General features: G+C 64.5%; 1 protein-coding gene. It reads right to left on the bottom strand.

Features of this window, described 5'->3' with window-relative positions; genetic code table 11:
• Positions 1–603: MbnB/TglH/ChrH family RiPP precursor modification enzyme (locus ACYP33_RS32190; protein ID WP_459625233.1), on the bottom strand; the 603-nt coding region annotated here is incomplete at its 3' end.
• Between the last annotated feature and the right edge of the window lie 11 nt (positions 604–614).

Here is a 614-nt window from a genome sequence, read left to right on the forward strand (position 1 = left end):
AAGATAGGCCTCGGCCGAGCCGCGCTGGTTGCACGCGGACACGAACACGTTGTTGATGTCGAGCAGCAGCCCGCAGCCGGTGCGTTCGGCTACCGCGCGCAGGAAATCGACCTCATGCATCGTCGAAGAGGAAAATGCTACGTACGTCGAAGGGTTTTCGAGCAGGATGCGTCGTTGCAGCGTGTCCTGAACCTGATCGATATGCGCGCAGACCGTGGCGAGCGTCTGTTCCGTATAGGGGAGCGGCAGCAGGTCGTTGAAGAACGTGCCTCCATGCGACGACCATGCCAGATGCTCGGACACCAGCATCGGCTCATAGCGGGCAACCAGCGCGTGCAGCCGGGCGAGATGGCGCGCATCGAGCAGCCCGGGGCCGCCGATCGACATGCCGACGCCATGCACCGACAGCGGATGGTTGCGGCGTATCGCACCGAGCGCGCGGTGCGCGGGGCCGCCGTCGCCCATGTAGTTCTCGGCGTGCACTTCGAAGAACAGGCCTTCAGGCCGTTGCTCGAGTATTGCGGCGAGATGGTCGTGCTTGAAGCTGACGCCGGCAAGCGGGGGGAATTCCGTCATCGCTAACCGGGGATGGTCAGGCGCCATCCCCGCTCCTC

Source organism: Burkholderia sp. 3C (assembly GCF_054589155.1).